This window comes from Bacillus cereus group sp. MYBK30-2, assembly GCF_051915945.1.
Classification (GTDB): domain Bacteria; phylum Bacillota; class Bacilli; order Bacillales; family Bacillaceae_G; genus Bacillus_A; species Bacillus_A paramycoides.
This window is the reverse complement of record NZ_JBQAFR010000011.1, coordinates 21102-41471: the sequence shown is the minus strand read 5'-3', so window position 1 is coordinate 41471 and position 20370 is coordinate 21102. Positions and strand designations below refer to the sequence as shown.

Here is a 20370-nt window from a genome sequence, read left to right as displayed (position 1 = left end):
GGTTTACTTAGCAGTTTTACCTTCTTTACGACGAACAACTTCGCCTTCGTAACGAATACCTTTACCTTTATATGGCTCAGGAGCACGTACAGCACGGATGTTAGCAGCAAATTCGCCAACACGTTGCTTGTCGATACCTTTAATTACGATTTTAGTTGGTGCAGGTACTTCAACTTCAAGACCTGCTTCCGGAGTCATTTCTACTGGATGAGAATAACCTACGCTTAATACAAGTTTATCTCCTTGTTTTTGAGCACGGTAACCAACACCGACTAATTCAAGTCCGCGTGCGAAACCTGCAGTTACACCTTCAACCATGTTTCCGATTAAAGCACGAGTTGTACCGTGTAATGCACGGTGTTCCTTCTGTTCAGATGGACGCTCAACTGTTAGTGTATTTTCTTCAATTTTGATAGACATATCAGCATTGAATGTACGAGTTAATTCACCTTTAGGGCCTTTTACTGTTACAGTATTGTCTTCTGCAATTGTAATAGTAACACCTGCAGGGATTTCAAGAATCTTTTTACCAATACGAGACATGTGGTCACACCTCCGTTCGTTTTAAATATATATTACCAAACGTATGCTACTACTTCTCCACCAGTTTGTAATTGACGAGCGTCTTTGTCTGTCATTACTCCCTTAGATGTAGAAACAAGAGCGATACCTAATCCGTTAAGTACACGTGGTACTTCATCAGCTTTAGCGTAAACGCGTAAGCCAGGTTTACTGATACGTTTTAATCCAGTGATTACACGTTCATTGTTTGCACCATATTTCAGGAAAATACGAAGGATACCTTGTTTGTTATCCTCGATGTATTCTACATCACGAATGAAACCTTCACGTTTTAAAAGTTCAGCGATCTCTTTTTTGATTTTAGAAGCAGGAACCTCTAATTTCTCATGACGTACCATGTTCGCATTACGGATGCGAGTAAGCATGTCTGCAATTGGATCTGTCATCACCATGTGTTTTACCTCCTTCCCATTTGTGGGTTTTACCAACTAGCTTTTTTAACACCAGGAATTTGACCTTTATATGCAAGTTCACGGAAACAAATACGGCAAAGTTTAAATTTGCGGTATACAGAATGCGGACGGCCGCAGCGTTCGCAACGTGTATACTCTTGTACTTTAAACTTAGGAGTACGCTTTTGTTTCGCGATCATAGATTTTTTAGCCACGTTTTCGCCTCCTCTACTTAGCGTTGGCTTCCATTATTTTTGGAATGGCATACCGAATTGTGTTAAAAGTTCACGAGCTTCTTCATCAGTTTTCGCTGTAGTAACGATTACGATGTCCATACCGCGGACTTTACTTACTTTATCATAATCAATCTCAGGGAAAATTAGTTGCTCTTTAACACCTAATGTGTAGTTCCCACGACCATCGAATGATTTCTTAGAAACACCACGGAAATCACGTACACGTGGTAAAGAAACTGATACTAATTTGTCGAAGAACTCATACATTTGTTGTCCGCGTAAAGTTACTTTCGCACCGATTGGCATACCTTCACGAAGACGGAAACCAGCGATTGATTTTTTAGCGCGAGTTACAACAGGTTTTTGACCTGCGATTTGAGTTAATTCTTCTACTGCATTGTCTAAAGCTTTTGAGTTAGATACCGCGTCACCAACACCAGTGTTGATTACGATCTTTTCGATTTTCGGTACTTCCATCACAGATTTATAGTTAAACTTGCTCATTAGAGCAGGAGTAATTTCCTTTTGGAACTTCTCTTTAAGGCGATTCAATGAAGTGACCTCCTTTCTTAAGAAAATTATTTATCTAATAATTCACCAGATTTTTTTGCAATACGAACTTTTTTACCATCTTCTACTTTGAAGCCTACGCGAGTAGGTTCGCCTGTTTTCGGATCTAAAATCATAACATTAGAAACGTGAATAGGTGCTTCTTTCGTAATAATTCCACCTTGTGGATTTAATTGAGATGGCTTAGAGTGCTTCTTAACGATATTGACACCCTCAACGATAACACGGTTTTGCTTTGGGAAAGCCACAAGGATAACACCTTGTTTTCCTTTGTCTTTACCAGTGATTACCTGTACTTTATCACCTTTTTTTACATGCATCTTAATTCTGCACCTCCTTAGCAAGGCAATACCTTAAATTATAGAACTTCTGGAGCTAAAGAAACGATCTTCATGAAGTTGCTATCACGTAATTCACGAGCTACTGGTCCGAAGATACGAGTACCACGTGGGCTCTTATCGTCTTTAATGATAACCGCTGCGTTTTCATCAAATTTGATATAAGAACCGTCCGGACGACGAGCTCCGCTCTTCGTACGTACCACTACTGCCTTAACAACGTCACCTTTTTTAACAACGCCACCTGGTGTTGCTTGTTTTACCGTAGCAACGATAATATCACCAATGTTAGCATATTTACGACCAGAGCCGCCTAATACTTTAATTGTTAAAAGTTCACGTGCACCAGAGTTGTCAGCAACTTTCAAACGAGATTCTTGTTGGATCATGTTATGAAACCTCCCTTCGGACTAAAAATTCCGATTCGTCTATTTAGATAATAACCGCTTCTTCAACGATTTCAACTAAACGGAAACGCTTAGTAGCAGAAAGCGGGCGAGTTTCCATGATTTTAACGATATCGCCAAGTTTCGCTTGGTTTTGCTCATCATGGGCTTTGTACTTTTTAGAATACTTAACACGTTTTCCGTACAAGGAATGAGTTTTGTAAGTTTCAACTAAAACTGTAATCGTTTTGTCCATTTTATCAGACACAACACGACCAGTATAAACTTTGCGTTGGTTACGTTCGCTCACTATGCAAACCTCCCCTCAATTTATCGATTAATTCCGATCTCTCTTTCACGAACTACAGTTTTCATGCGAGCAATCGCTTTACGCACTTCACGGATGCGAGTTGGATTCTCTAATTGTCCTGTAGCAAGTTGGAAGCGAAGATTGAACAATTCTTCCTTTAAAGCTTTAACTTTTGTTTCGATTTCGGCAGTGGTTAATTCACGAATATCATTAGTTTTCATTAGATTCACCACCATTTTCTTCACGTTTTACGAATTTACATTTCACAGGTAACTTGTGAGCTGCAAGACGTAATGCTTCGCGTGCTACCTCTTCAGATACACCCGCGATTTCGAACATAATTTTCCCAGGTTTTACTACTGCTACCCAGCCTTCTGGTGCCCCTTTACCGGAACCCATACGTACTTCTAGAGGTTTTGCAGTGTAAGGCTTAGAAGGGAAAATTTTAATCCATACTTTACCGCCACGTTTCATGTAACGAGTCATTGCACGACGAGCAGCTTCGATTTGACGGTTTGTAATCCATGAAGCAGCTTGTGCTTGTAAACCGAATTCACCGAAAGCAATTTCAGTTCCACCTTTTGCACGACCACGCATTTTACCACGATGCTCTCTACGATATTTTACGCGTTTTGGCATTAACATATTATTTTCCTCCTTCCTCAGAAGCTTTCTTTTTTGTAGGAAGGACTTCTCCACGGTAGATCCATACTTTTACGCCTAATTTACCGTATGTTGTATCAGCTTCAACTGCTGCATAGTCAATATCAGCGCGAAGTGTATGAAGTGGAACAGTTCCTTCACTGTAAGATTCTGCACGAGCGATATCAGCTCCGCCAAGACGACCAGAAACCTGTGTTTTAATACCTTTAGCACCTGCACGCATAGCACGTTGAATAACTTGCTTTTGTGCACGACGGAATGATACACGGTTTTCTAATTGACGAGCGATGTTTTCGCCTACTAATTTAGCGTTAAGATCAGCTCTCTTAACTTCTAAAATGTTGATGTGTACACGCTTGCCTGTTAATTGGTTAAGAGCTTTACGAAGTGCTTCAACTTCAGTACCACCTTTACCAATTACCATACCAGGTTTTGCAGTGTGAATTGTAACATTTACACGATTTGCTGCACGTTCGATTTCTACTTTAGCAACAGCAGAATCTTTTAAGCGTACAGTAATGTACTCACGGATTTTGATGTCTTCATGTAATAATGTAGCGTAATCTTTCTCAGCGAACCAACGAGATTCCCAGTCACGGATAACACCGACACGAAGACCAATTGGATTAACCTTCTGACCCATCGATTATCCCTCCTTCTTTTCTGATACCACAACTGTGATGTGGCTTGTGCGTTTGTTAATTTGGCTTGCACGACCCATTGCACGTGGACGGAAACGTTTCAACGTTGGACCTTCGTCAACGAAGACTTTTTCAACAACTAGGTTGTTAATATCCATCTCATAATTGTGCTCTGCATTTGCGATTGCAGATTTTAAAACTTTTTCTACAACTGGAGAAGCAGTTTTTGGTGTGTGGTTAAGGATAGCAATCGCTTCACCCACTTGCTTACCTCGGATTAAGTCTACTACTAAACGAACTTTACGAGGAGCAATACGAACTGTTCTCGCTACTGCTTTAGCTTGCATTGAAGTGCCTCCTCTCATTATCTTCTAGTTTTCTTATCGTCAGCAAGGTGACCTTTATACGTACGAGTTGGTGCGAATTCACCTAACTTATGGCCAACCATATCCTCAGTGATGTACACAGGTACGTGTTTACGACCATCATATACAGCGATTGTGTGTCCGATGAACTGAGGGAAGATAGTTGAACGGCGAGACCAAGTTTTAACAACTTGTTTTTGCTCAGATGCAACTAATTTTTCCATTTTGCTCATTAAGTGATCATCGACAAATGGTCCTTTTTTTAAGCTACGAGCCATTTTGGTGCCTCCCTTCGTGATTGGCGTACGGTTCTTGAAATGAACCGTACTACAATCCCATTATTTTTTACGACGACGAACGATAAATTTATCAGACGCTTTGTTTTTCTTACGAGTCTTGAATCCAAGAGTTGGTTTACCCCATGGAGACATTGGAGACTTACGTCCGATTGGAGAACGTCCTTCACCACCACCGTGTGGGTGATCAACCGGGTTCATTACAGAACCACGAACTGTTGGGCGTTTACCTAACCAGCGAGAGCGACCAGCTTTACCGATTTTAATAAGTTCGTGTTGTTCGTTACCTACTTGACCAATTGAAGCGCGACAAGCAGATAATACTAAACGTACTTCACCAGAAGTTAAACGTACAAGTACGTATTTACCTTCTTTACCAAGTACTTGAGCAGATGTACCAGCAGAACGAACTAATTGTCCGCCACGACCAGGCTTAAGCTCGATGTTATGAACAACAGTACCTACTGGAATGTTGATTAATGGTAATGCGTTACCGATTTTGATGTCAGCCTCTGGGCCAGACATAACTTCCATACCTACTTCTAAAGTTTTAGGAGCAAGAATGTAACGTTTTTCACCGTCAACGTAGTTAATTAATGCAATATTCGCAGAGCGGTTTGGATCGTATTCGATCGTAGCAACGCGTCCTGGAATTCCATCTTTGTTACGCTTAAAGTCGATGATACGGTATTGACGCTTATGTCCGCCACCTTGATGACGTACAGTAATTTTACCTTGGTTATTACGACCAGCCTTTTTGCTTAAAGGAGCAAGTAAAGACTTTTCCGGTCTGTCAGTCGTGATTTCAGCGAAATCATTCGTAGTCATGTTACGACGACCGTTAGTAGTTGGATTATACTTTTTAATTCCCATCTCAATTTCCCTCCTTCTTTAGTAAGAATTAAACGCCTTGGAAGATTTCGATTTCTTTGCTGTCAGCAGTTAGCTTAACGATTGCTTTACGACGACGGCTAGTAAAACCAGCGTGACGACCAACGCGTTTTGCTTTCGGCTTGTAGTTCATGATGTTTACTTTGTCTACATTAACACCAAAGATCGCTTCTACAGCGTCTTTAACTTCTGTTTTATTAGATTTAACGTCCACGTCGAACGTGTATTTTTTTTCAGCCATCATTTCCATAGAACGTTCAGTGATAACTGGGCGCTTAATGATATCACGAGGATCTCTCATTATGCAAGCACCTCCTCTACTTTTTCCACTGCCGCTTTTGTCATGATTAGCTTATCATGATGAAGCACATCTAGCACGTTTACGCCATCAGCAGTGATTACTGTTACTCCAGGGATATTGCGAGCAGATAACTCTACAGATTCGTTTGCATCAGCAGTTACGATAAGAGCTTTCTTCTCAACAGTTAATCCTTTAAGTACTGCTACCATGTCTTTTGTTTTTGGTGCATTTAACACTAGGTCTTCAAGAACTACAATGTTGTTCTCAACTACTTTAGTAGCTAATGCAGATTTGATTGCTAAACGACGAACTTTCTTAGGAAGTTTGTACGCATAGCTTCTTGGTGTAGGTCCGAATACCGTACCACCACCACGCCATTGAGGAGAGCGGATAGAACCTTGACGAGCACGTCCAGTTCCTTTTTGACGCCATGGTTTACGACCACCACCGCGAACTTCAGAGCGAGTTTTTACTTTGTGTGTACCTTGACGTAAAGACGCACGTTGCATCATTACAGCTTCGAAAAGTACAGCTTCATTTGGTTCGATACCGAAAATAGCTTCAGCTAATTCGATTTCACCAACCTGTGAACCAGTTTGGTTATATACAGTAACTTTTGGCATTGGAATTCCTCCTTCCTATTGTGAATTATTTGCTAACCTTCACAGCGCCTTGAACAACTACAAGAGATTTCTTAGCACCTGGAACGTTACCTTTTACTAGTAATAAGTTGCGCTCAGTGTCAACTTGAACGATTTCTAAGTTTTGGATAGTAACTTGGTCTCCACCCATACGTCCAGCAAGTTTTTTGCCTTTGAATACACGGTTCGGAGCAACTGGGCCCATTGAACCTGGACGACGGTGATAGCGAGAACCATGAGACATAGGTCCGCGAGATTGTCCGTGGCGTTTAATTACACCTTGGAAACCTTTACCTTTAGAAATTCCTGTTACGTCAACGATTTCACCTGCAGCGAAAACTTCAACTTTTACCTCTTGACCAACCTCTAATCCGTCCACGTCTGCATCGCGGATTTCGCGAATGAAGCGCTTAGGAGTTGTAGATGCTTTAGCAGTGTGGCCTTGTTCAGGTTTGTTAGTTAACTTTTCACGTTTGTCTTCAAATCCTAACTGGATTGCATTGTAGCCATCAGTTTCAGTTGTTTTCTTTTGAAGAACAACGTTTGGATTAGCAGCGATTACCGTTACTGGGATTAACTCACCGTTCTCAGCAAATACTTGAGTCATACCGATCTTTCTTCCTAAGATTCCTTTGGTCATGAGTTACACCTCCTACATTTTTAAGTTATATAAATTATAGTTTGATTTCGATATCTACACCAGATGGTAAGTCTAAACGCATTAATGAATCTACTGTTTGTGGAGTAGGACTCACGATATCGATTAAACGTTTGTGTGTGCGCATTTCGAATTGCTCACGAGAATCTTTGTACTTATGAACAGCACGAAGAATTGTGTAAATAGTCTTCTCAGTTGGTAATGGGATCGGACCAGAAACTGTTGCCCCAGAACGCTTAGCTGTTTCTACAATTTTCTCAGCTGATTGATCAAGAATACGGTGATCATAAGCTTTTAAACGGATACGAATTTTTTCTTTTGCCATTATTTTCCCTCCTTCGTTCGCCTATTTCTAAAATAGACCTTCTCCATGGAAATTTCCCCACACCATGCCATGGCAAAGCGGCCGGGTGTGTCAGCAACCTTCCACTTCATCGCAGTCAAAGACCAACATTGTCTATTATACAATGTTATTCGTCTAGATGCAAGCATCTTTTTGTTTGCATCTGCTTTTCTCTACTTTTGCTATTATACATGGCACTTTAAAGAATATCAAGTTTTCATCTAACAGAATTCATTTTACAGTTTTTGGGTTTTTAGTTTGTTGAATTTATATTATTATAGAAGAAACTCGTCAAAACATAAATAAAATGATCTCATTCATTATATAAACACAAACAAAAAACCCAAGGGAAGATCCCTTGGGTTTTATATATCAGTTAAGATTACTCAACGATAGTTGCAACTACACCGTAACCTACTGTACGTCCACCTTCACGAATAGAGAATTTAGTTCCCTCTTCGATAGCGATTGGAGCGATAAGTTCGATAGTCATTTCGATGTTGTCACCAGGCATTACCATTTCAGTACCTTCTGGTAATTGGATGATACCAGTTACGTCAGTTGTACGGAAGTAGAACTGTGGACGGTAGTTAGCGAAGAATGGAGTATGACGTCCACCTTCTTCTTTAGATAATACGAAAACCTCAGCTTTGAATTTAGCGTGTGCTTTTACAGAGCCAGTTTTAGCAAGAACTTGTCCACGTTGGATGTCTTCACGAGCAACCCCACGAAGTAGAGCACCGATGTTGTCTCCAGCTTGAGCTTGGTCAAGAAGTTTACGGAACATTTCTACACCAGTTACAGTTGTAGAAGCATTCTCTTCAGCAAGACCGATAATTTCTACTACGTCACCAACTTTAACGATTCCGCGCTCAACACGACCAGTTGCAACTGTACCACGACCTGTGATAGAGAATACATCCTCGATAGGCATTAAGAATGGTTTGTCAGTTTCACGTTCTGGAGTTGGGATGTAAGCATCAACTTCAGTCATTAATTCGATGATTTTTTCTTCCCACTCAGCTTCTCCTTGAAGAGCTTTAAGAGCAGAACCTTTAATTACAGGAATATCGTCGCCTGGGAATCCGTATTCAGATAATAGGTCGCGAACTTCCATTTCAACTAATTCTAATAATTCTTCGTCGTCTACCATGTCGCATTTGTTTAAGAATACAACGATGTAAGGAACACCTACTTGACGAGAAAGAAGGATGTGCTCACGTGTTTGAGGCATTGGGCCATCAGCAGCAGATACTACTAAGATACCGCCGTCCATTTGAGCAGCACCAGTGATCATGTTTTTAACATAGTCAGCGTGACCTGGGCAGTCAACGTGTGCATAGTGACGAGTTTCAGTTTCGTACTCAACGTGTGCAGTTGAGATTGTGATTCCGCGCTCTCTTTCTTCTGGAGCAGCGTCGATTTGATCGTATCCGCGTGCTTCAGCACCACCAGCTTTTGCAAGAACTGTAGTGATCGCAGCAGTTAATGTAGTTTTACCATGGTCAACGTGGCCGATTGTACCGATGTTAACATGGGGTTTAGAACGTTCGAATTTAGCTTTAGCCATTCTAAATTCCTCCTTAGTTTATATAGGTTATTTTATATTTAGACTAGAAAGCGAGACATAAGCCTCACTTTCTAAGCTTACATAAGTAGTTATACTTGAACAATCGATAAAAATCAATTATTCACCTTTATTTTTTTTAATAATTTCTTCTGAAACAGACTTCGGTACTTCTTCATAATGATCAAATGTCATTGAGAATGTTCCGCGTCCTTGAGTGTTAGAACGTAATGACGTTGCATAACCGAACATTTCAGAAAGTGGAACCATAGCGCGAACAACTTGTGCGTTACCGCGAGCTTCCATACCTTCTACACGTCCACGACGAGATGTTACGTCACCCATAATGTCACCCATGTACTCTTCAGGAATTACAACTTCAACTTTCATCATTGGCTCAAGAATTACTGGGCTACATTTAGAAACCGCAGCTTTAAGCGCCATAGATGCAGCGATTTTGAACGCCATCTCAGATGAATCGACATCATGGTAAGATCCGTCAACTAATGCAGCTTTAATGTCAACTAGTGGATAACCAGCTAGTACACCATTTTTAAGTGCATCTTCAAGACCTGCTCCAACAGCTGGGATGTATTCACGTGGAACTACACCACCGACGATCTTGTTTTGGAATTCGAATCCTTTACCTTCTTCATTAGGTTCAAACTCAATCCAAACGTGACCGAATTGTCCACGACCACCAGATTGACGAGCGAACTTACCTTCAACTTTCGCAGCAGCGCGGAAAGTCTCACGGTATGCTACCTGAGGAGCACCAACGTTTGCTTCCACTTTGAATTCACGACGCATACGGTCAACGATGATATCAAGGTGAAGTTCACCCATACCAGCGATGATTGTTTGGCCAGTTTCTTGGTCAGTGTGAGCACGGAATGTTGGATCTTCTTCAGAAAGCTTAGATAATGCTGTACCCATTTTATCTTGGTCAGCTTTAGATTTTGGTTCGATAGCTACAGAGATAACTGGTTCTGGGAATTCCATAGACTCAAGGATAACAAGGCTCTTCTCGTCACAAAGAGTATCACCAGTAGTAGTATCTTTTAAACCTACAGCAGCAGCGATATCACCAGCGTAAACTGTTGAAATCTCTTCACGGCTGTTAGCGTGCATTTGTAGGATACGACCTACACGCTCACGCTTACCTTTAGTTGAGTTTTTCACGTATGATCCAGAGTTTAACACACCAGAATACACACGGAAGAACGTTAACTTACCAACATAAGGGTCAGTCATGATTTTGAATGCTAGAGCTGCGAATGGTTCTTCATCGCTAGACTTACGTTCTACAGCTTCATCTGTATCCGGAAGAGTACCTTTAATAGCAGGTACATCTAATGGAGATGGTAAGTAGTCAATAACTGCGTCTAACAGAATTTGAACACCTTTATTTTTGAATGCAGAACCACAGATTACTGGGAAGAATTCAACAGAAGTTGTAGCCTTACGGATACCAGCTTTAAGCTCTTCTATAGTGATTTCTTCACCTTCTAGGTACTTCATCATCATTTCTTCATCAAGCTCAGCTACCGCTTCAATAAGTTTTCCACGGTATTCTTCAGCTAGTTCTTTGTGCTCTTCAGGAATTTCAACACGCTCGATGTCTGTTCCTAAATCGTTACTGTACATGTAAGCACACTCTTCAACAAGGTCAATGATACCATTGAACTCGTCTTCAGCACCGATTGGTAACTGAATTGGATGTGCGTTTGCTTGTAAACGATCGTGGATTGTTCCTACAGAGTATAAGAAATCTGCACCGATCTTATCCATTTTGTTAACGAATACGATACGAGGTACGCCATAAGTAGTAGCCTGACGCCAAACAGTTTCTGTTTGTGGTTCTACACCAGATTGTGCATCAAGTACTGCTACCGCGCCATCAAGTACGCGTAAAGAACGTTCTACTTCTACTGTGAAATCTACGTGTCCTGGAGTGTCAATGATATTTACACGGTGACCCTTCCATTGTGCTGTAGTTGCAGCAGAAGTAATTGTGATACCACGTTCTTGCTCTTGCTCCATCCAGTCCATCTGAGATGCACCTTCATGAGTTTCACCGATTTTATGAATACGTCCTGTGTAATACAGAATACGCTCAGTTGCTGTTGTTTTACCAGCATCGATGTGAGCCATGATACCAATATTACGAGTGTTTTCTAAAGAGAACTCTCTTGTCATTTGGTGTCTTGCTCCTTCCATATATGGATTGGATTATTTTATTTTAAGTAGCAAAAAAGCCACTTTATATTGTTACATATGCCAGTGTCCAGTACCCTCATTATGTAAAACGAGCGCCCAACGAAAGGGAGAGGCATTCTCCCTCTCCACACTTCCATAAGCGACAAATAAAGCGGTTTATGCTTACATTTATTTTACGTTGAATCCTACCAACGGTAATGAGCAAATGCTTTGTTAGCTTCTGCCATTTTATGAGTGTCTTCACGTTTCTTAACAGATGCACCAGCGTTGTTAGCTGCATCTAAGATTTCGTAAGCTAGACGCTCTTCCATAGTTTTTTCACCACGAAGACGAGCATAGTTTACTAACCAGCGAAGACCTAAAGTTGTACGGCGTTCTGGACGAACCTCAACTGGAACTTGGTAGTTAGCACCACCAACACGACGAGCGCGTACTTCAAGAACAGGCATGATGTTCTTAAGAGCTTGCTCGAATACTTCCATAGGTTCTTTATCTGAACGTTCACGAACGATATCGAAAGCGTTATAAAGAATTGTTTGAGATTTACCTTTTTTACCGTCAACCATCATTTTGTTGATTAGGCGTGTTACAAGTTTAGAATTGTACATTGGATCTGGTAACACGTCACGTTTCGCAACAGGTCCTTTACGAGGCATATTGAGTTCCTCCTTTCATTATAAGTTTATTATTTTTTAGCAGGTTTTGGTCGCTTAGTACCATATTTAGAACGTCCTTGCATACGTTTGTCAACACCAGCTGTATCAAGCGCACCACGAACGATGTGGTAACGTACCCCCGGTAAATCCTTTACTCGACCACCGCGAATTAATACTACGCTATGCTCTTGTAGGTTATGACCGATACCTGGGATGTAAGCTGTAACTTCAATACCATTTGTTAAACGTACACGAGCGTATTTACGTAACGCTGAGTTCGGTTTCTTTGGAGTCATTGTACCAACACGAGTACATACACCACGTTTTTGAGGTGCAGAGATATCAGTTGATTTTTTCTTTAAAGAGTTAAAACCTTTGTTTAACGCAGGTGATTTAGATTTCCATACTTTATCAGTACGACCATTTCTCACTAATTGGTTAATAGTAGGCATTTGATTATCCTCCCTTCGCATGTTTGTATGACCACATATCCAGGTGGTTCATTATTAGTTGAAAACAAAGTTTTTGCAAGGGAGAGCAAATGCTCTCTCCTCACAAAAACAGTTTTAACTTATTATTCCTATTGCTGAAGCTCCCACTTGAATCCCCGAAACTTTTCCAAGTTTACGAACTGATTCAACTTTGGTTATGGGTATGTTATGTTGCAAGGCAGTACGAATGATAACATGAGTTAACCTCACATCAGCATCTTCCGCAATGACAACTTCTTTAACTATACCATTTTTGATTGCTTCCAATGTTCGCTTATGACCAACGACCACATTTTCAGCATTTGACACTTTTTGATAAGACATATAAATATCCTCCAAAGCATCGTTCAGGAGCAACCTTGATTATAGTAACATTTTGACTCATACAATGTCAACTAAGATTAGCTGTTTTTATACAAAATTTACGAAGGAAAATTTTACTGTTCCACATAAACTTCATCGTTTTCCACATTCATGTTATCTTGTGTTGTTTTTACAAGATCCACTTTGCGATAACGATTCATACCTGTTCCAGCAGGAACAAGCTTACCGATAATAACATTCTCTTTCAATCCTAGAAGCTCATCACGTTTACCCTTAATTGCTGCATCTGTTAGAACACGAGTTGTTTCTTGGAACGATGCTGCAGATAAGAACGAATCCGTTTCAAGTGAAGCTTTAGTAATACCAAGTAGAACCGGTCTAGCTGTTGCTGGTTGTTTACCTTTCAGTAACACCTTCGCATTCGCATCAGTAAACTGATGGATATCTAGTAATGTTCCTGGTAATACATCTGTTTCACCCGCATCGCTTACACGAACTTTACGTAGCATTTGACGTACCATTACTTCTACGTGTTTGTCACCAATTTCTACCCCTTGCATACGGTATACTTTTTGAACTTCACGTAATAAGTATTCTTGTACTGCTGTAATGTCCGTTACTTTTAGTAATTCTTTCGGATCAATAGAACCTTCTGTTAACTCTTTACCATGGCTAATTGGCTGTCCTGGAGTTACTTTCAGACGAGCACCGTAAGGAATAGCATACGTACGAGCTTCAACTTCACCCTGTACAACTACTTCTTGGCGATCTTTAACATCGTTGATCGCTGCGATAACACCGTCGATTTCACTGATAACTGCCTGACCTTTCGGATTACGAGCTTCGAAGATCTCTTGGATACGAGGTAAACCTTGTGTGATATCATCTCCGGCAACCCCACCTGTATGGAACGTACGCATCGTTAACTGTGTACCTGGCTCACCGATAGATTGAGCTGCGATAATACCTACCGCCTCTCCTACTTCTACATCTGTACCAGTTGCTAAGTTACGACCGTAACACTTCTTACATACACCGTGGCGAGTATTACACGTAAATGCTGAACGAATGTTTACAGTTTCAACACCCGAATTTTCAACGATATGAGCGATATCTTCAGTAATTAATTGGTTTTCACTAACTAATACTTCACCTGTTTCAGGATGTTTTACAGTTTTTCTTGCAAAACGTCCAACAAGACGATCATATAGTGACTCAATAACTTCATTACCCTCTTTAATCGCACCAATTAGTAAACCGCGATCTGTTCCACAATCATCTTCACGAACGATTACATCTTGTGCAACGTCTACAAGACGACGTGTTAAGTAACCAGAATCGGCAGTTTTAAGTGCTGTATCGGCAAGACCTTTACGTGCACCATGCGTAGAGATGAAGTACTCAAGTACTGTTAAACCTTCACGGAAACTTGATTTGATCGGAAGCTCAATGATACGACCAGATGGATTGGCCATCAGACCACGCATACCAGCAAGCTGAGTAAAGTTCGATGCGTTACCACGGGCACCGGAATCACTCATCATGAAGATTGGGTTGCGTTTATTCAAGGATTTCATCAGTTTTCCTTGGATAACATCTTTTGCATTACTCCAAATAGAGATAACACGATCGTAACGTTCTTCTTCCGTGATTAAACCGCGACGGAATTGTTTAATTACATTATCTACTTTTGCTTGTGCTTCGTGGAGAATTTCATCTTTTTCACCTAATACAAGAATGTCAGATACCCCAACTGTAATACCAGCTTTTGTAGAGTATTTAAATCCTAAGTTTTTCATACGGTCAAGCATGCGAGACGTTTCTGTAATCTTGAAACGCTTGAATACTTCCGCAATGATGTTACCAAGGATCTTCTTGCTAAATGGCGCCACTTCTTCGCGACTAGCAATAATTTCTTTAATGTTCGCACCTTTTTCAACGAAATATTCCGCTGGTGTTTCTTTTTCAAGGTTTGAGTTTGTCGGTTCATTAATATAAGGGAACGACTCTGGTAAGATTTCGTTAAATATTAATTTACCAACTGTTGTTAATAGAAGCATACTTTTTTGCTCTTCAGTAAATGTTGCATTGTTTACTGCACTTGCAGCTACTGCCACACGTGTATGCAGATGCACATATCCATTTTGGTATGCAAGTAATGCTTCGTTTGCATCTTTGAAGACCATACCTTCACCGATTGCACCTTCACGCTCAAGCGTTAAGTAGTAGTTACCTAATACCATATCCTGAGATGGAGTAACAACTGGTTTACCGTCTTTCGGGTTCAAGATGTTTTGTGCCGCTAACATAAGAATACGAGCTTCTGCTTGTGCCTCTGATGATAACGGAACGTGAACCGCCATTTGGTCACCGTCAAAGTCCGCGTTGTATGCAGTACATACAAGTGGGTGAAGACGGATTGCGCGACCTTCTACTAATGTAGGTTCAAACGCCTGGATACCAAGACGGTGAAGTGTTGGTGCGCGGTTTAGAAGTACTGGATGCTCTTTGATCACAGATTCTAAAACGTCCCAAACTTCAGGTTGTACACGCTCGATTTTACGTTTAGCACTCTTAATGTTGTGTGCTAATCCTTTTCCAACTAACTCTTTCATAACGAAAGGCTTAAACAATTCAAGCGCCATTTCTTTCGGTAATCCACATTGGTACATCTTTAAGTTCGGTCCTACAACGATTACAGAACGGCCAGAGTAGTCAACACGTTTACCTAATAAGTTTTGACGGAAACGTCCTTGTTTACCTTTAAGCATGTGAGATAGTGATTTTAATGGACGGTTACCTGGTCCAGTAACTGGACGGCCACGACGACCATTATCGATTAATGCGTCTACAGCTTCTTGTAGCATACGTTTTTCGTTTTGAACGATGATGCTTGGTGCACCTAAGTCCAATAGACGTTTTAAACGATTGTTACGGTTAATTACACGACGATATAAGTCGTTTAAGTCAGAAGTAGCAAAACGTCCACCATCTAACTGTACCATCGGGCGTAGTTCTGGTGGGATAACTGGAAGAACATCTAAGATCATCCAAGATGGGTGATTTCCAGAGTTACGGAATGCTTCTAATACTTCTAGACGTTTAATAGCACGAGTACGGCGTTGTCCTTGTGCTGTTTTTAATTCTTCTTTTAAGAAGTCTACTTCTTTATCTAAATCGATATCTTGCAGTAGCTTTTTAATCGCTTCTGCACCCATAGCAGCTTGGAATGTGCTGCCATATCGATCACGATATGCACGGTATTCTTTTTCAGAAAGTAATTGCTTCTTATCAAGTGGTGTATCTCCACTTTCTGTTACAACATAAGAAGCGAAATAAATTACTTCTTCAAGCGCGCGAGGGGACATGTCTAAGACAAGTCCCATGCGGCTCGGGATACCTTTGAAATACCAAATATGAGATACAGGAGCAGCTAATTCGATATGGCCCATACGTTCACGACGAACTTTTGCACGCGTTACTTCAACGCCACATCGATCACAAACTACACCTTTATAACGTACACGTTTATATTTTCCGCAATGACATTCCCAGTCCTTTTGTGGTCCGAAAATACGCTCACAGAACAAGCCATCTTTTTCAGGCTTTAACGTACGATAGTTAATTGTTTCTGGTTTCTTAACTTCACCGTATGACCAAGAACGAATCTTGTCAGGTGAAGCAAGTCCAATCTTCATATATTCAAAGTTATTTACATCTATCAAGGGGCCTACCTCCCTTTTAGTCTACAGGTTATCCCAATTATTCCTTAGTTGTCTCAACTTCAACATTCAATTTATCTGCTGATTGATGATCGTCGTCATCTTCCGTATCACGCATTTCAATTTCTGTATCGTCGCTAGACATCATTTTAACGTCCATACCTAAACTTTGCAGTTCTTTAATCAATACTTTGAATGATTCAGGAACGCCTGGTTCTGGAACATTTTCGCCTTTAACAATTGCTTCATACGTCTTAACACGTCCAACAACATCATCAGACTTCACTGTTAAGATTTCTTGAAGAGTATAAGCAGCACCGTAAGCTTCAAGTGCCCAAACCTCCATCTCACCGAAACGCTGTCCACCGAACTGAGCTTTACCTCCAAGAGGTTGCTGCGTTACAAGTGAGTATGGTCCAGTAGAACGAGCATGAAGTTTATCGTCAACCATGTGCGCAAGTTTGATCATATACATGACACCAACAGATACGCGGTTATCGAATGGCTCACCAGTACGTCCGTCATACAGGATTGTTTTCGCGTCATTTGCCATACCAGCTTCTTCGATTGTGCCCCATACATCTTCCTCACGAGCACCATCAAATACTGGTGTTGCAATGTGAATGCCAAGGTATCTTGCTGCCATACCAAGATGAAGCTCTAATACCTGACCGATATTCATACGAGATGGTACCCCTAATGGGTTTAACATGATATCGATTGGCGTACCATCTGGTAAGTAAGGCATATCTTCTTCCGGTAAAATACGGGAAATAACACCTTTGTTACCGTGACGACCGGCCATCTTGTCACCTTCAGAAATTTTACGTTTTTGAACGATATATGCACGCACAAGTTGATTCACGCCTGGTGGCAATTCATCGCCATCTTCACGGTTGAACACTTTTACGTCTAAGATAATACCGCCACCACCGTGTGGTACACGTAGTGATGTATCACGTACTTCACGTGCTTTTTCACCGAAGATTGCATGTAATAGACGTTCTTCTGCTGTTAATTCTGTTACACCTTTTGGCGTTACTTTACCAACAAGTAGATCTCCATCTTTTACTTCAGCACCGACGCGAATAATACCGCGCTCGTCAAGATTACGAAGTGCATCTTCTCCAACATTCGGGATATCACGTGTAATTTCTTCTGGTCCAAGCTTCGTATCACGAGCTTCTGATTCATATTCTTCAATATGAATAGAAGTGTACACATCATCTTTTACAAGGCGCTCACTCATAATGATCGCATCCTCGTAGTTATAACCGTCCCATGTCATGAAGCCAACAAGCACGTTACGTCCAAGTGCTAGTTCACCTAATTCCATAGAAGGACCATCCGCAAGGATTTCACCTTTTACAACTTGATCTCCAACACTTACGATTGGACGCTGATTGTAGCAAGTTCCTTGGTTAGAACGAATGAATTTCAACATTTTGTAGCGATCTAAGTCGCCTTTTACTGTTTGACCGTCAACTTCTACATAGCGACGTACCCAAACTTCACGTGCTTCTACGCGTTCAACAACACCAGGATGTTTACAGATTACTGCAGCACCTGAGTCTTTTGCTGATACGTACTCCATACCTGTACCTACAATCGGAGATTCCGGATTCATTAACGGAACCGCCTGACGTTGCATGTTCGCTCCCATAAGTGCGCGGTTAGAGTCATCGTTTTCTAAGAACGGAATACAAGCTGTCGCTGCCGACACTACTTGTTTTGGAGATACATCCATGTAGTCAATGCGCTCTTTATTTGTGACAATGTTTTCACCACGGAAACGAGCTACGATATCTTCATCAAGGAATTCTCCTTCTTCAGATAATTTCATATTCGCTTGGGCTACAACATAATTATCTTCTTCATCTGCTGTTAAATAATCAACATGCCCTGTTACAAGACCAGTTTCTGGGTCAACACGACGGTATGGTGTTTCGATGAAACCAAACTCATTTACTTTCGCGAACGAAGATAATGAGTTAATCAAACCGATGTTTGGTCCCTCTGGTGTTTCGATTGGACACATACGACCATAGTGAGAGTAGTGAACGTCACGTACTTCAAAGCCTGCGCGCTCACGCGTTAAACCACCGGGTCCTAATGCAGATAGTCTTCGTTTGTGAGTTAACTCTGCTAATGGGTTTGTTTGGTCCATGAACTGAGATAACTGAGAACTTCCGAAGAACTCTTTAATAGATGCAATAACAGGACGAATATTGATTAATGCCTGTGGTGTAATTGCATTTGTATCTTGAATCGACATTCTCTCACGAACAACACGTTCCATACGAGAAAGACCGATACGGAATTGGTTTTGTAATAGTTCTCCTACAGAACGCAGACGACGATTTCCTAAATGGTCGATATCATCTGTATCCCCTACTTTGTATAGTAAGTTGAAGAAGTAACTAATAGAAGCAAGAATATCACCTGGTGTGATGTGTTTTATATCACGAGTAATATTTGCATTCCCAATTACGTTAATAGTACGTTCGCCTTCTGATTCTGGAGCATAAATCTTAATAGATTGCAGCTCAACATCGCCTTCTACCACTCCACCCATTGGTTTCGCTGTTTTGAATCCAATGTTTTTCTCTAAGTAAGGTAAAATGCGATCCAGTGTACGACGATCTAAGACTGTTCCTTCTGTCGCTAAAATTTCACCAGTTTCTGGATCCACTAGTGTTTCAGCTAAACGTTGGTTAAACAATCTGTTTTTAATGTGTAACTTTTTGTTGATCTTATAGCGACCTACATTTGCTAAATCGTAGCGCTTTGGATCGAAGAAACGAGACACAAGTAAGCTCTTTGCATTTTCTACTGTTGGTGGTTCACCAGGACGTAGACGCTCATAAATTTCAAGCAATGCTTTTTCTGTGCTATCTGTATTGTCTTTTTCTAATGTGTTGCTTAAGTATTCGTTATCACCTAAAAGCTCGGTGATTTCTTGATCAGAGCCAAACCCTAATGCGCGTAACAAAACAGTTACAGGAAGTTTACGCGTACGGTCAATACGCACATATACAACATCCTTAGCATCTGTTTCATACTCTAACCAAGCTCCGCGGTTTGGAATTACAGTAGCAGTAAAACCACGTTTTCCGTTTTTATCCACTTTGCCACTATAGTATACGCTTGGAGAGCGAACTAACTGGGAAACGATAACACGTTCTGCACCGTTAATTACGAATGTTCCAGTCTCTGTCATGAGTGGGAAATCTCCCATGAACACATCTTGTTCTTTTACTTCACCAGTTTCCTTGTTGATTAGACGCACTTTTACACGAAGTGGTGCTGCATACGTCACATCACGCTCTTTGCATTCTTCTACAGAGTATTTAGGTTCACCTAAGCTGTAGTCGATAAATTCAAGCGATAGATTTCCCGTAAAGTCTTCGATCGGAGAAATGTCTTGGAACATTTCTCGCAAACCCTCATCAAGAAACCACTGATAAGAAGAGGTTTGAATTTCGATAAGATTTGGTAACTCTAATACTTCACTAATACGGGCATAACTTCTTCGTTGGCGGTGGCGTCCGTATTGAACTAGTTGACCTGTCAACTGCTTCACCCCTCAAATCATGAGTATTATAAATGCACAAAAAAAATTGTGCAAAATCACAAATAAATACAACTACTGCTATTAGCGTAGTTTTTTTCTCTTAAAGATAGATACGTTGAGTCTTTCTACCTGCTCAAAAAAGAAAAATGGCTTCTATAAGAAAACCATCATTCTGTTTCATAATCTGCTGATTTTACTATCTT

24 protein-coding genes are annotated in these 20370 nt (G+C 40.8%); all 24 read right to left on the bottom strand.

The features are described from left to right. Positions 1–3: 3 nt before the first annotated feature. The 24 genes from rplF to rpoB all read right to left on the bottom strand — a co-directional run bounded on the left by rplF (position 4) and on the right by rpoB (position 20167). A complete protein-coding gene (gene rplF / locus ACTFQM_RS25950; protein WP_002115328.1) occupies positions 4–543 on the bottom strand; it encodes a 50S ribosomal protein L6 in 540 nt (179 codons plus the stop codon). A 32-nt stretch (positions 544–575) separates the two neighbouring features. After that, a complete protein-coding gene (rpsH, locus tag ACTFQM_RS25945) occupies positions 576–974 on the bottom strand; it encodes a 30S ribosomal protein S8 (RefSeq protein ID WP_000245511.1) in 399 nt (132 codons plus the stop codon). A 29-nt stretch (positions 975–1003) separates the two neighbouring features. Then, positions 1004–1189 carry a 30S ribosomal protein S14 gene (gene rpsN / locus ACTFQM_RS25940; RefSeq protein ID WP_001085700.1) on the bottom strand — a complete coding sequence of 62 codons (186 nt, stop codon included), beginning with the start codon at positions 1187–1189 and terminating at the stop codon, positions 1004–1006. Between the two features lie 33 nt (positions 1190–1222). After that, the gene (gene rplE / locus ACTFQM_RS25935) at positions 1223–1762 is read right to left on the bottom strand and encodes a 50S ribosomal protein L5 (RefSeq protein WP_002091528.1); all 540 of its coding nucleotides are present in this window, start codon (positions 1760–1762) and stop codon (positions 1223–1225) included. Positions 1763–1788: 26 nt separating this feature from the next. After that, a complete protein-coding gene (rplX, locus tag ACTFQM_RS25930) occupies positions 1789–2100 on the bottom strand; it encodes a 50S ribosomal protein L24 (protein WP_000558200.1) in 312 nt (103 codons plus the stop codon). A 38-nt stretch (positions 2101–2138) separates the two neighbouring features. Beyond that, positions 2139–2507, bottom strand: a complete 369-nt coding sequence (rplN, locus tag ACTFQM_RS25925; RefSeq protein ID WP_000615912.1) for a 50S ribosomal protein L14 — start codon at positions 2505–2507, stop codon at positions 2139–2141. Between the two features lie 43 nt (positions 2508–2550). Continuing rightward, positions 2551–2814, bottom strand: a complete 264-nt coding sequence (rpsQ, locus tag ACTFQM_RS25920; protein WP_000004106.1) for a 30S ribosomal protein S17 — start codon at positions 2812–2814, stop codon at positions 2551–2553. Positions 2815–2834: 20 nt separating this feature from the next. Continuing rightward, the gene (gene rpmC / locus ACTFQM_RS25915; RefSeq protein ID WP_000855718.1) at positions 2835–3035 is read right to left on the bottom strand and encodes a 50S ribosomal protein L29; all 201 of its coding nucleotides are present in this window, start codon (positions 3033–3035) and stop codon (positions 2835–2837) included. Then, complete coding sequence (gene rplP / locus ACTFQM_RS25910; protein ID WP_000928969.1) at positions 3025–3459, bottom strand: 50S ribosomal protein L16; 435 nt, start codon at positions 3457–3459, stop codon at positions 3025–3027. The genes rpmC and rplP overlap by 11 nt, the downstream gene beginning before the upstream one ends. 1 nt (position 3460) lies before the next feature. Then, positions 3461–4120, bottom strand: coding sequence for a 30S ribosomal protein S3 (gene rpsC / locus ACTFQM_RS25905; RefSeq protein ID WP_000529958.1), 660 nt, complete (start codon positions 4118–4120; stop codon positions 3461–3463). 3 nt (positions 4121–4123) lie between these two features. Next, complete coding sequence (rplV, locus tag ACTFQM_RS25900; RefSeq protein WP_001148024.1) at positions 4124–4465, bottom strand: 50S ribosomal protein L22; 342 nt, start codon at positions 4463–4465, stop codon at positions 4124–4126. Positions 4466–4482: 17 nt separating this feature from the next. After that, on the bottom strand, positions 4483–4761 hold the full coding sequence (gene rpsS, locus ACTFQM_RS25895) for a 30S ribosomal protein S19 (protein WP_000124454.1): 279 nt from the start codon (positions 4759–4761) through the stop codon (positions 4483–4485). A 60-nt stretch (positions 4762–4821) separates the two neighbouring features. After that, the gene (rplB, locus tag ACTFQM_RS25890) at positions 4822–5652 is read right to left on the bottom strand and encodes a 50S ribosomal protein L2 (RefSeq protein ID WP_000511584.1); all 831 of its coding nucleotides are present in this window, start codon (positions 5650–5652) and stop codon (positions 4822–4824) included. Between the two features lie 28 nt (positions 5653–5680). Next, positions 5681–5971: a 50S ribosomal protein L23 gene (gene rplW, locus ACTFQM_RS25885; protein WP_001205559.1), complete on the bottom strand. Its 291-nt coding sequence runs from the start codon at positions 5969–5971 to the stop codon at positions 5681–5683. Further along, positions 5971–6594 (bottom strand): 50S ribosomal protein L4, encoded by a 624-nt coding sequence (gene rplD, locus ACTFQM_RS25880; RefSeq protein WP_001127261.1) that lies wholly within the window; start codon positions 6592–6594, stop codon positions 5971–5973. Before rplD ends, rplW begins: the two co-directional genes overlap by 1 nt. Before the next feature lie 25 nt (positions 6595–6619). Further along, complete coding sequence (rplC, locus tag ACTFQM_RS25875) at positions 6620–7252, bottom strand: 50S ribosomal protein L3 (RefSeq protein WP_000160209.1); 633 nt, start codon at positions 7250–7252, stop codon at positions 6620–6622. A gap of 34 nt (positions 7253–7286) precedes the next feature. Continuing rightward, positions 7287–7595, bottom strand: coding sequence for a 30S ribosomal protein S10 (gene rpsJ / locus ACTFQM_RS25870; RefSeq protein WP_001040595.1), 309 nt, complete (start codon positions 7593–7595; stop codon positions 7287–7289). A 400-nt stretch (positions 7596–7995) separates the two neighbouring features. After that, the gene (gene tuf / locus ACTFQM_RS25865) at positions 7996–9183 is read right to left on the bottom strand and encodes an elongation factor Tu (protein ID WP_048374300.1); all 1188 of its coding nucleotides are present in this window, start codon (positions 9181–9183) and stop codon (positions 7996–7998) included. 117 nt (positions 9184–9300) lie between these two features. Further along, on the bottom strand, positions 9301–11379 hold the full coding sequence (fusA, locus tag ACTFQM_RS25860; protein ID WP_242274110.1) for an elongation factor G: 2079 nt from the start codon (positions 11377–11379) through the stop codon (positions 9301–9303). Positions 11380–11585: 206 nt separating this feature from the next. After that, on the bottom strand, positions 11586–12056 hold the full coding sequence (rpsG, locus tag ACTFQM_RS25855; RefSeq protein ID WP_001137492.1) for a 30S ribosomal protein S7: 471 nt from the start codon (positions 12054–12056) through the stop codon (positions 11586–11588). Positions 12057–12085: 29 nt separating this feature from the next. Then, entirely contained in the window at positions 12086–12508 is a 423-nt protein-coding gene (rpsL, locus tag ACTFQM_RS25850) for a 30S ribosomal protein S12 (protein ID WP_001142341.1), read from the bottom strand. Between the two features lie 114 nt (positions 12509–12622). Beyond that, the gene (locus tag ACTFQM_RS25845; RefSeq protein ID WP_000121833.1) at positions 12623–12871 is read right to left on the bottom strand and encodes a 50S ribosomal protein L7ae-like protein; all 249 of its coding nucleotides are present in this window, start codon (positions 12869–12871) and stop codon (positions 12623–12625) included. Between the two features lie 113 nt (positions 12872–12984). Beyond that, positions 12985–16596 carry a DNA-directed RNA polymerase subunit beta' gene (gene rpoC / locus ACTFQM_RS25840; RefSeq protein WP_098473822.1) on the bottom strand — a complete coding sequence of 1204 codons (3612 nt, stop codon included), beginning with the start codon at positions 16594–16596 and terminating at the stop codon, positions 12985–12987. A 37-nt stretch (positions 16597–16633) separates the two neighbouring features. Further along, positions 16634–20167, bottom strand: coding sequence for a DNA-directed RNA polymerase subunit beta (gene rpoB, locus ACTFQM_RS25835; RefSeq protein ID WP_440036837.1), 3534 nt, complete (start codon positions 20165–20167; stop codon positions 16634–16636). Positions 20168–20370 lie beyond the last annotated feature (203 nt).

Bases quoted from the DNA above. Each gene is read 5' to 3' on its own strand.
- rplF (WP_002115328.1), bottom strand. From the start codon at position 543: ATGTCTCGTATTGGTAAAAAGATTCTTGAAATCCCTGCAGGTGTTACT.
- rpsH (WP_000245511.1), bottom strand. From the start codon at position 974: ATGGTGATGACAGATCCAATTGCAGACATGCTTACTCGCATCCGTAAT.
- rplX (WP_000558200.1), bottom strand. From the start codon at position 2,100: ATGCATGTAAAAAAAGGTGATAAAGTACAGGTAATCACTGGTAAAGAC.
- rplN (WP_000615912.1), bottom strand. From the start codon at position 2,507: ATGATCCAACAAGAATCTCGTTTGAAAGTTGCTGACAACTCTGGTGCA.
- rpmC (WP_000855718.1), bottom strand. From the start codon at position 3,035: ATGAAAACTAATGATATTCGTGAATTAACCACTGCCGAAATCGAAACA.
- rplP (WP_000928969.1), bottom strand. From the start codon at position 3,459: ATGTTAATGCCAAAACGCGTAAAATATCGTAGAGAGCATCGTGGTAAA.
- rpsC (WP_000529958.1), bottom strand. From the start codon at position 4,120: ATGGGTCAGAAGGTTAATCCAATTGGTCTTCGTGTCGGTGTTATCCGT.
- rplV (WP_001148024.1), bottom strand. From the start codon at position 4,465: ATGCAAGCTAAAGCAGTAGCGAGAACAGTTCGTATTGCTCCTCGTAAA.
- rpsS (WP_000124454.1), bottom strand. From the start codon at position 4,761: ATGGCTCGTAGCTTAAAAAAAGGACCATTTGTCGATGATCACTTAATG.
- rplB (WP_000511584.1), bottom strand. From the start codon at position 5,652: ATGGGAATTAAAAAGTATAATCCAACTACTAACGGTCGTCGTAACATG.
- rplW (WP_001205559.1), bottom strand. From the start codon at position 5,971: ATGAGAGATCCTCGTGATATCATTAAGCGCCCAGTTATCACTGAACGT.
- rplD (WP_001127261.1), bottom strand. From the start codon at position 6,594: ATGCCAAAAGTTACTGTATATAACCAAACTGGTTCACAGGTTGGTGAA.
- rplC (WP_000160209.1), bottom strand. From the start codon at position 7,252: ATGACCAAAGGAATCTTAGGAAGAAAGATCGGTATGACTCAAGTATTT.
- rpsJ (WP_001040595.1), bottom strand. From the start codon at position 7,595: ATGGCAAAAGAAAAAATTCGTATCCGTTTAAAAGCTTATGATCACCGT.
- tuf (WP_048374300.1), bottom strand. From the start codon at position 9,183: ATGGCTAAAGCTAAATTCGAACGTTCTAAACCCCATGTTAACATCGGT.
- fusA (WP_242274110.1), bottom strand. From the start codon at position 11,379: ATGACAAGAGAGTTCTCTTTAGAAAACACTCGTAATATTGGTATCATG.
- rpsG (WP_001137492.1), bottom strand. From the start codon at position 12,056: ATGCCTCGTAAAGGACCTGTTGCGAAACGTGACGTGTTACCAGATCCA.
- rpsL (WP_001142341.1), bottom strand. From the start codon at position 12,508: ATGCCTACTATTAACCAATTAGTGAGAAATGGTCGTACTGATAAAGTA.
- ACTFQM_RS25845 (WP_000121833.1), bottom strand. From the start codon at position 12,871: ATGTCTTATCAAAAAGTGTCAAATGCTGAAAATGTGGTCGTTGGTCAT.